The organism is Pseudomonas sp. MWU16-30323, assembly GCF_020515595.1.
Classification (GTDB): domain Bacteria; phylum Pseudomonadota; class Gammaproteobacteria; order Pseudomonadales; family Pseudomonadaceae; genus Aquipseudomonas; species Aquipseudomonas yamanorum.
The window spans coordinates 219,733-228,743 of the sequence record NZ_JAIWYM010000008.1 but is presented as its reverse complement, the minus strand read 5'-3'; the positions used below and the strand labels follow the sequence as shown (position 1 = coordinate 228,743).

12 protein-coding genes are annotated in these 9,011 nt (G+C 60.7%); 5 read left to right on the top strand and 7 right to left on the bottom strand.

Annotated features, from left to right (window positions below; all coding sequences use genetic code 11):
• Nucleotides 1-188: 188 nt before the first annotated feature.
• The 3 genes from LIY45_RS12865 to LIY45_RS12855 all read right to left on the bottom strand — a co-directional run bounded on the left by LIY45_RS12865 (nucleotide 189) and on the right by LIY45_RS12855 (nucleotide 2,440).
• A complete protein-coding gene (locus LIY45_RS12865; RefSeq protein WP_226476539.1) occupies nucleotides 189-1,487 on the bottom strand; it encodes an NAD(P)/FAD-dependent oxidoreductase in 1,299 nt (432 codons plus the stop codon).
• A 60-nt stretch (nucleotides 1,488-1,547) separates the two neighbouring features.
• Complete coding sequence (locus LIY45_RS12860; RefSeq protein ID WP_010174986.1) at nucleotides 1,548-1,721, bottom strand: DUF3094 family protein; 174 nt, start codon at nucleotides 1,719-1,721, stop codon at nucleotides 1,548-1,550.
• Nucleotides 1,722-1,810: 89 nt separating this feature from the next.
• On the bottom strand, nucleotides 1,811-2,440 hold the full coding sequence (locus tag LIY45_RS12855) for a DUF1780 domain-containing protein (RefSeq protein WP_008437312.1): 630 nt from the start codon (nucleotides 2,438-2,440) through the stop codon (nucleotides 1,811-1,813).
• Nucleotides 2,441-2,542: 102 nt separating this feature from the next.
• Here LIY45_RS12855 and LIY45_RS12850 point away from each other — a divergent pair, with 102 nt between their 5' ends.
• The 3 genes from LIY45_RS12850 (at nucleotide 2,543) to LIY45_RS12840 (ending at nucleotide 3,977) form a co-directional block, all read left to right on the top strand.
• Nucleotides 2,543-3,010 carry an FAD/FMN-containing dehydrogenase gene (locus tag LIY45_RS12850; protein ID WP_226476538.1) on the top strand — a complete coding sequence of 156 codons (468 nt, stop codon included), beginning with the start codon at nucleotides 2,543-2,545 and terminating at the stop codon, nucleotides 3,008-3,010.
• Nucleotides 3,007-3,696, top strand: coding sequence for an energy-coupling factor ABC transporter permease (locus tag LIY45_RS12845; RefSeq protein ID WP_226476537.1), 690 nt, complete (start codon nucleotides 3,007-3,009; stop codon nucleotides 3,694-3,696). Before LIY45_RS12850 ends, LIY45_RS12845 begins: the two co-directional genes overlap by 4 nt.
• Before the next feature lie 65 nt (nucleotides 3,697-3,761).
• Entirely contained in the window at nucleotides 3,762-3,977 is a 216-nt protein-coding gene (locus tag LIY45_RS12840) for a hypothetical protein (protein ID WP_003215917.1), read from the top strand.
• Here the strand turns inward: LIY45_RS12840 and yacG are convergent.
• Genes yacG through LIY45_RS12820 form a run of 4 tightly spaced genes read right to left on the bottom strand, consistent with a single transcriptional unit; the run spans nucleotide 3,974 to nucleotide 6,874 of the window.
• A complete protein-coding gene (yacG, locus tag LIY45_RS12835; RefSeq protein WP_063027056.1) occupies nucleotides 3,974-4,174 on the bottom strand; it encodes a DNA gyrase inhibitor YacG in 201 nt (66 codons plus the stop codon). The genes LIY45_RS12840 and yacG overlap by 4 nt on opposite strands.
• A complete protein-coding gene (coaE, locus tag LIY45_RS12830) occupies nucleotides 4,171-4,794 on the bottom strand; it encodes a dephospho-CoA kinase (protein WP_226476536.1) in 624 nt (207 codons plus the stop codon). Before coaE ends, yacG begins: the two co-directional genes overlap by 4 nt.
• Nucleotides 4,791-5,657, bottom strand: coding sequence for an A24 family peptidase (locus LIY45_RS12825; protein WP_226476545.1), 867 nt, complete (start codon nucleotides 5,655-5,657; stop codon nucleotides 4,791-4,793). Before LIY45_RS12825 ends, coaE begins: the two co-directional genes overlap by 4 nt.
• Nucleotides 5,658-5,665: 8 nt before the next feature.
• The gene (locus tag LIY45_RS12820; RefSeq protein ID WP_226476535.1) at nucleotides 5,666-6,874 is read right to left on the bottom strand and encodes a type II secretion system F family protein; all 1,209 of its coding nucleotides are present in this window, start codon (nucleotides 6,872-6,874) and stop codon (nucleotides 5,666-5,668) included.
• A gap of 201 nt (nucleotides 6,875-7,075) precedes the next feature.
• On the opposite strand from LIY45_RS12820, the gene LIY45_RS12815 reads away from it, so the two are divergent.
• Together LIY45_RS12815 and LIY45_RS12810 are read left to right on the top strand one after the other, a co-directional pair.
• Nucleotides 7,076-7,489 (top strand): pilin, encoded by a 414-nt coding sequence (locus LIY45_RS12815; RefSeq protein WP_260525314.1) that lies wholly within the window; start codon nucleotides 7,076-7,078, stop codon nucleotides 7,487-7,489.
• Between the two features lie 86 nt (nucleotides 7,490-7,575).
• Nucleotides 7,576-8,985: an O-antigen ligase family protein gene (locus LIY45_RS12810; RefSeq protein ID WP_226476533.1), complete on the top strand. Its 1,410-nt coding sequence runs from the start codon at nucleotides 7,576-7,578 to the stop codon at nucleotides 8,983-8,985.
• Nucleotides 8,986-9,011: the final 26 nt, after the last annotated feature.

Genomic DNA, 9,011 nt, shown 5'->3' with positions numbered 1-9,011 from the left:
AAAAATCCTCGTATCGAAAGATACGGGGATTTTTTTTGTGCGCGGAATCCTGACCGCACCACAAAACAAATGTGGGAGCGGGCTTGCTCGCGAAAGCGGTGTGTCAGTCAGTGCATCTGGCACTGAACCACCGCTTTCGCGAGCAAGCCCGCTCCCACACTAACCGAGTCCTATCCGGGAACGTGCTGTCAGTGCAGTTTTAGACGCGGCTCAGTGCCTCGCCCAATCTTGCTCCCCAGCATCAGCATCGCCGTGCGGAAGAAGCCATACAGCGCCATCTGGTGCATGCGGTACAGCGACACATAAAACATCCGCGCCAGCCAGCCTTCCAGCATCACGCTGCCCGTCAGGTTGCCCATCAAGTTACCCACAGCCGAAAAGCGCGACAGCGAGATCAGCGAGCCGTAGTCAGTGTACTTGTACGACGGCAGGTCCTTGCCCTCGATCCGCAGTTTCAGCGATTTGGCCAGCAACGACGCCTGCTGGTGAGCCGCCTGGGCCCGTGGCGGCACATTGCGATCGGTGCCGGGTTGCGGGCAGGCCGCGCAGTCACCAAAGGCGAAGATATTTTCGTCGCGAGTGGTTTGCAGGGTCGGCAGCACCTGCAGCTGGTTGATGCGGTTGGTTTCCAGGCCGTCAATGTCTTTGAGGAACCCTGGCGCACGAATCCCCGCAGCCCAGACCTTGAGGCTGGCCGGAATCACCTGGCCGCTGCTGGTGATAAGGGCGTCGGCCGTCACTTCGCTCACGGCGGAGTTGGTCAGGACGGTCACCCCAAGTTTCTCCAGGGTTTTATGCACAGGCCCGCCAATACGCTCCGGCAGGGCAGGCAATACCCGTGGGCCGGCTTCGATCAGGGTGATGTGCATGTTTTCCGGCTTGATCTTGTCCAGGCCATAGGCAGCGAGTTCGTGCGCGGCGTTATGCAGTTCGGCGGCCAGCTCGACCCCTGTGGCACCGGCGCCGACGATGGCGACGCTGATCTGCTCCACCACATCCGTCTGCCCGGCGTGAGCGCGCAGATAGTGGTTGAGCAATTGCTGGTGGAAGCGCTCCGCCTGTTTGCGGGTGTCGAGGAACAGGCAGTGTTGCGCCGCGCCTTCGGTGCCGAAGTCATTGGTGGTGCTGCCGACGGCGATCACCAGGCTGTCGTAGCCCAGCACCCGCGCGGGCACCAGTTCCCGGCCTTCTTCGTCGAGGGTGGCGGCCAGCTGGATTTTTTTCTGCTCGCGATCAAGCCCGCTCATGCGCCCCAGCTGGAACTCGAAGTGGTTCCATTTGGCCTGGGCAACATAATTGAGTTCGTCTTCCGAAGAGTTCAGCGAGCCCGCCGCCACTTCGTGGAGCAGGGGTTTCCAGATGTGGGTGAGGTTGGTGTCCACCAGCGTGATGCTGGCGGTGCCGCGCTTGCCCAGAGTCTTACCCAGGCGGGTAGCCAACTCCAGGCCGCCGGCGCCGCCGCCGACGATAATAATACGATGGGTCATGGGGATATCTCGCAAGGCTAAAAGAAATCGGTGCGGTTACCCGAGCGAGCGCAAGGCAGCTCATAGCGTCAGGTAACTCAGAAGGCGGCTCAGCAAACCCAGGCCGATCACTGCAACCAGCACCACGGCAAGGAGCAGCCAGGGCCGGAAAGGCTTGCGCTCGACTTGGTTCTGGGACAGTTGCAGGTACTCTTCGACATGCTGTTGGTCGTCGGGGTTCAGGCGGCTGGTCATAAAGGCCTCGTCAGGTAGACGTTGCTAAAGGGCGCCACGTTACAGTCGGGTGATTGGCGGCATCGACAGAAGCATAGTCGTTGACCCGATCACAGGCTGATGCCCACATCGAACACTATGCTGCGGCCCAGATTGTTACGCAAGAAGTCCGGCGCGTCCGGATGCGCGAACAAAACGCGAGCAAACGTCGGGCCCACCAGGGACAGCGAACGCCAGCCCTGGCGCAGGTACTCGGTGGGGGGCGGGAAATGACTGTTGAGGTCGAGTACTTCGCGCTTGAGGCTGGCGAAGGCGATGAGGTCCAGCTCTCCCAGGTCCATCCCGCGTTCTTTATAGTTGTGGGCCTTCTTGCGCAGGGTCGGCGCCAGGCGCAGCAGGAATTCGTGGGCGGGAATGCGCCGGGGCTTGGCTTCTCGTCGAACCAGCTGGCTCAGGGAAAACGCGCTGCGCCGACGCAGCAGTTCGTCGCGCCACTCGTCGTTCAGTCGCCGACCTTCGTCGAGCACGAAAAACACCTCGAAACTGGCGTCGCGAAACAGCACGTCCGGCGGCTCTTGCCCGGCGGCGTGGAATTCTTCGGCGCGGTAGGGCACGTTCAAGCCTTGTAGCAGGCGCTGGCAGACCCAACGCTCACGCTCCCATTTGCGGGCATTGGACAGGAACGCGTTGGCTTGTTCGGCCGCTACGGTGAGCAGGCGCAAATAATCTGAGTCATCCATGTCACCAGCTTAGCGTCCAAATGATGACCGCAGGAAGTCCCGCGTCAAAAGGTCGGTGTAGACTGGCGACTCGACAGTTTCCCGTGGCATGAGGAGTATGCAGTGAAGTTTTTGGTGGTGCTGTTCTTGAGTCTTTTGCCCGTGTGGGCCCAGGCCGTCGAAGTGGGAGAGCGTGTTGCTCCCTGGACCTTGCTTGACCAGTTCGACCAGGCCTACACCCTGGATGACCAGGCGCAAATCTTGCTGGTGGCGCGCAGCATGGACGCCGCCAAAATCGTGGACGCGGCGCTGCAGGGCCAGCCCAAGGGGTATCTGGAAGCACGGCACGCGGTGTTTCTCGCCGATATCCAGCGCATGCCCCGGCTGATTGCGAAGATGTTCGCGGTGCCGGCCATGCAGGCCTACAACTATCGCGTCATGCTCGACCGTGATGCCCGTGTAACCCCGCGCTATCCGGTACCTGTGGATAAAGTGCTGTGGCTGCAACTGGATCACGGGAAGTGGGTGGCGCAGCACGAATATGACTCCGCCGCTGAACTGCGCCAGGCCCTGGAGCAGGTGCAGCCGTGATCAGCGCAGCGGTGCTGGCGCCGGAAACCCTCAGCATCGGCTGGCTGCTGTATGCGCCGGTGGTGATGTGGGCGCTCCTGCGTTCGCCGTGGGTCGAGCTATTTGCCGACCGGCGGCGCCAGCACTTGCTGTTTGGCACAGTGTTCGCGCTGTTTATGTTGTGGCTGGTACGCCGGGATTTCGATACAGGGGTGTCCTACCACTTCATCGGCATGACCGCCGTGACCTTGTTGCTTGATTGGCCCTTGGCGATCGTCGGTGGTTTTGCCGCACAGCTTGGCCTGGTGTTGCTCGGTCGCCAGGACCTGGCGGCCGTGGGCATCAACGGCATGCTGCTGGTCCTGTTGCCGGTGCTGGTCACCGAAGGTTGTGCGCTGTTGGTGGAGCGAGCGAAGCCACGCAATCCCTTTGTGTATATCTTCTGTTCGGGTTTTTTCGCCGCCGCGCTGTCGGCCTTGCTGTGCTTGCTGGTGGGCCTGGGTTTGCTGTGGTTCGACGGCCGTTTCGCGATGCCGGAGTGGATCGAGGATTTCGTCGGCTACCTATGGCTGATCATTTTCCCCGAGGCCTTTATCAACGGCATGGTGATCAGCGCCCTGGTGGTGTTTTGCCCTGAGTGGCTGGAGACATTCAACCGCACCCGCTACCTCTCGGCGCCCTGGAAGGATGACGATCCACGGCCTTGATCCAGGTCAAATGCCGCACACGCCAGTGGTCGCATGCTCTGCAAAATTTCCAGGAGCACGGAATCATGAGTGTGTACGAGTGGGCACGGCAGGAGTTACGCAGAAGTCAGGACGCGGCGCAGGAAATCGGCTTTGACCCGGGCTTGACCCTGCGCGCCATGCTCAGTGCGGTGGTGCAGCAGAGCAAGGGCGTGCGCAGTTTTGAAGACCTGGCCGACGAGCTGCAATACCTTGCAGAGAATCTCGACGACCAGCAGGACTATGGCTTTATGCGGCCTTAGTGTTTGGGCTGAAAATCTTCGGAGAACAGTTCGTCCTCGGCGTCCGGGCTGACCGGGATCTTGTGTTCTTCCGACGCCCAGGCGCCCAGGTCAATCAGTTTGCAACGGTCCGAGCAGAACGGGCGGTTGGGGTTTTCCGCTTTCCATTCCACGGGTGCGCCGCAGGTTGGGCATTCGACGGTCAAGGGTTGGCTCATGATCGGCCTCCACGCAAAGTAAGGTAAAAGTGGTGCAGTCGCTCGACCTCGGCGTGCAGCCGGGCCAGGTCCTGGTCATTGACCAGCACGTCATCGGCATGGCGCAGGCGATCTTCGCGGGTGGCCTGGGCCTTGAGAATCGCCTGTACCTGATCTTCGCTGATGCCATCGCGCTGCAGGGTACGCTGAATCTGCAACGATTGCGGCACGTCGATCACCAGCACCCGCTGGGTCATGGTGTACTGGCCGGACTCGATCAGTAACGGTGACACCAGAATCGCGTAAGGCGATTTGGCACGCGCCAGGTGGCTGCGAATCTCCTCGGCGATCAGCGGGTGCAGCAGCGCCTCCAGCCAGAGGCGCTCGCCGGGCACTTCGAAGATCAGCTTGCGCAACGCCCCGCGGTCCAGTTGCCCGTCGGGTCGCAGCACACTCGGACCGAAGTGCTCGGCAATCTGCGCCAGGGCCGGGCGCCCGGGTTCGACGACCCAGCGCGCGGCGTGGTCGGCGTCGATCAGGTCCACGCCAAGCCGTACGAAGTGTTCGGCTGCCGCGCTTTTGCCACTGCCGATGCCGCCAGTGAGGCCAAGAATCCAGGGTGTTGTAACAGGAGTGGTCATCTGAAACCGACAGACTGCAAATAGAAGTCGGTTATTTGACCACCCCAGAGCAATGCAATCCAGCCGGCAATTGCCAGATACGGACCAAAAGGCATTGGAACCGACACTTGGGATTTGCGCAGGCGCAATAGAACCAGGCCTCCCATCACGCCCACCAGGGACGACAGCAGCAGCGTCATCGGCAGGATCTGCCAGCCGCCCCAGGCGCCGAGCATGGCCAGAAGCTTGAAATCCCCGTAACCCATCCCGTCCTTGCCAGTGATCAGCTTGAACAGCCAGAACACCGACCACAGGCTCATGTAGCCGGCGACCGCGCCCCACAACGCATCAGGCAATGACACAAAAGCGCCAAAGCTGTTGAGGATCAGGCCCAGCCATAGCAGTGGCAGCACCAGCACGTCCGGCAGCAGTTGGTGGTCTACGTCGATCAGGCTCATCGCCAGCAACCCCCAGCTCAACATCATCACCGCGCCGGCGGCCCAGCCAAAACCGAAATGCCAGGCGACAACCGCCGAGATCAACCCGCACGCCAACTCGGTGAAGGGATAACGCGCGCCGATAGGTTGATGGCAACTCGAGCAGCGCCCCTTGAGCAGCAGGTAGCTGAGCAGTGGAATATTCTCCCAGGGGCGAATCGGGTGGTTGCAGTGTGGGCAACAGGAATTGGGGCGCATCAGGTTATAGGGCGCCGCGATGGGCTCGGCGGGAAGGCCAAGGACTTCATGGGCCTGGGCTCGCCATTCGCGTTCCAGCATTTTCGGCAGGCGCCATACCAGCACGTTGAGGAAACTGCCGACAATCAGGCCCAGCACCAGCGCGCCAGATACAAACACCCAGGGTTGATAAACGAGAATCTCAGTCAGTGGTGTGCTCAAAAGGCGGTACCGAGTTGAAAGATCGGCAGGTACATGGCGAGCACCAATGCGCCGACGATGCCCCCGAGTACCACCATGATCAGCGGCTCCATCAGGCTGGTGAGGTTATCCACCAGGTGGTCGACGTCGGCCTCGTAGTGGCTGGCAACTTTTTCCAGCATGGTGTCGAGGGTGCCCGACTCCTCGCCGATCGCGGTCATCTGGATCGCCATGCCTGGAAACAGGCCGCTTACGGCCATGGATTCATTCAGTTGTGTCCCGGTGGATACGTCGTGCCGCATACGATTGATTGCCTGTTTGAACAGTCCATTGCCCGTAGCGCCGGCCACGGAATCCAATGCTTGCACCAGGGGTACACCAGCCGCAAAGGTGGTCGAGAGCGTGCGGGCGTAGCGTGCTACCGCCGATTTTTTCAGCAGTGTGCCTGCCACAGGGGCTTTCAACAAAACTGCATCGAGCCAGTGGCGAAAGCCGGTGGACGAGCGATAGGCTTTGCGCAGTCCGGCGAACCCGGTCCCCGCGGCCAAAATCAGTACCCACCAGTTGTGCTGCATGAACTCCGACAGGCTGATGACTCCCAGGGTAAAGCCCGGCAGCTGTGCACCCACACCGGCAAACAGGCCCTGGAACTGTGGCACAACGTGGATCAGCAAAATCGCACTGACAAGGGTGGCGACTGCCAGCACCGTCATGGGATAGGTCATCGCCTTCTTGATTCTGGCTTTCAGTTGCTCGCTCTTTTCCAGGTGGATGGCGATTCGTTCCAGCAGCGCTTCGAGCGCGCCCGCCTGCTCCCCTGCTGCAATCAGGTTGCAGTACAGCTCATCGAAGTAGCGTGGCTGTTTCTGCAGGGCGATGGCCAGGCTGCTGCCGGCGGCGATGTCCTGTTTCAGGCTCTGTACCAGCGCCCGCATAGGCCGGTTTTCGAAGCCGTCGGCGATGATATCCAGTGCTTGTAAAAGCGCGATGCCGGCTTTCAACAGCGTTGCCAGTTGGCGGGTGAAGAGGGCGATGTCCGCTGGTTTGACCAATGGGGCGAGGCTCGGCCAACCCGCGGATTTTTTGCGTACGCGGCCCGGATTAATGCCCTGCTGGCGCAGCAGTGCCTTGATCAATGCAGGGTTGTGACCGCTGGTTTCTCCAGATACCTTGCGCCCCTTGCGGTTGACGCCTTCCCAGGCATAGATCGCTGAAGCATCATTCATTTCGCAGTTCCGCACACAGACAGTGGAAGATTTATAGCTTAGTCAGGTGACGGATTCGGGCAGGGCCGCCTTGAGCGAAAAAATGTCAGTTTGTGCGTCTTGTTCAGCATTGGCTGCGCGGGGGTGAGTACACTGGCGCGGTTGCCGAGACGGGGGGCAGGATGCGCCTCGCGATAGGTTTTATTCTGGAGAGTGAATGTGATGCGTCAGAAAGGTTTTACCTTGATCGAATTATTGATCGTCGTGGCAATCATCGGCATTTTGGCCACCATCGGCCTGCCCATGTACACCAAGCACCAGGCCAAGGCCAAGTTCACCGCTGGGTTGGCCGAGGTCTCCGCGTTGAAGGCGGGCTTTGAAGACACACTGAACCAAGGTACGCCACCGACCCTGGCGTTGATTGGCGGGACCAGCCCAACGGCCAACTGCAAGATTGACGTGATCGGCGACATCGCCACCGGTGCTGGCACGATTGCCTGTGAAATCCTCGACGCACCCGCGCCGGTCCTGGGCAAAATCATCACCTTGACCCGTGGTGCCACGACCGGCTGGAAGTGCACCACCACGGCAGAAGACCAATACGCTGCCAAAGGTTGCACTTCCGGCGGCGCCTGATCCGAAGGTCGTCTACTGTTTACGCAGCAATGGAGAGCGTGTGCGTAAACCGCTCTACACCCACCACAAGGAAGTAGAAATTGCCGATGACGTTGTCTGTTCAGCAGCGGGGGAACACCTTCCTTCTTGTGGTGATGTGTCTGTTGACGCTGGCTATCTGCGCACCGTTCAGTAGTCATGACTGGCAACGTGCGGTACAGATATCGGTGGCGCTCTGTGCGGTAGTGTATGGGCTCTGCTTGCCGCAGACAGAGCGATGCGTTGATAGGCCGACAGTGCTCGGGGTGTGGCTGATCGGGGTGGCGGGCCTGGTTTCGGCGCTGCTGGCCCATCAGCCAATCTGGGCGCTGACCGAACTGGCGCTGCTCATCAGTTGCGGCGCCATTGCCGTGGCTTTCAGCCGGGCCAGGCGCAACGGGGATGAATCCCTGGACCGTGTCTTGATCCTGTTCGTATTGCTGTTGTGCATGATTAAAAGTATTCAATATCTGCACGCAGGTGTCCTCGCCTTTACCAGCGGCGAATCGGTCGTAGACCCCGATTTGCTGTTGTCCGGATTTTCCAACAAGCGCTTCTACGGCCAGTTCCAGACCTTCACCCTGCCACTGCTGGCACTTCCCTTGCTGGTTTCAAACGTCGCTCGCCCAGTGCGGGGCGCGGTGTTTGCGCTGCTCTGTGTCTGGTGGCTGATCGCGATCAGTGGTGGTACCCGCGGCACGTGGCTTGGTATGGGCGTTGCGGGTTCCGTCTTGATGTTTTTGGGGCTGCAGGGTCGCCGCTGGGTGGTCTGGCAGTTGGCGGCACTGGCCTGCGGGTTGTTACTGTACTGGCTGGTGTTCAGCGTGCTGGCAAAGTACTTGGGGATTGAAATTTCCAACGCCGCCGCGGACCGCCTGACTACCAGTTTGTCCGGGCGTGGACCTATCTGGTGGCAGGCCTGGCACATGATTCTTGAGCGTCCTTGGCTGGGGTTCGGGCCGATGCATTTTGCCGACATCGCCAACGACATTGCGGCTCACCCTCACCAGGCGATTCTGCAGTGGGCCAGCGAATGGGGCGTCCCGTCGACACTGTGCGTGATTGCGCTGGTTGCGTGGGCGGGTTGGGCAACCTTGGGTGTGTTGCGTGAGCGTGCGTTGTCATTGGCGCCCGTGGACCTGCTGCGCCTGTGCCTGTTTGCCTCGTTGATCGGTGCTCTGACCCAGGCACAGGTGGATGGGGTGATCGTGATGCCGGTGTCACAGCTCTGGCTGGCGCTGGTGGTCGGTTGGCTGATGGCGTTGCATGTGTGGCGCATTCCATCGGTCGCCCCGGTACTGGTGTTGCACCGCGTGTGGATGGCAGCGAGTGTCGTGGCCGTGGGCGTGCTGGTATTCGTCGCGATCCGTGACGTGCCTCACCTCACCGAGCGCAGCAAGCACTACATGGGGCAGAGCAACGATCACCTGCAGCCACGCTTTTGGGTGCAAGGAGTGATTGCCCTCGAAAAGCAGTGAGTTGCCGGACGTCCAAGGCAGTGCTA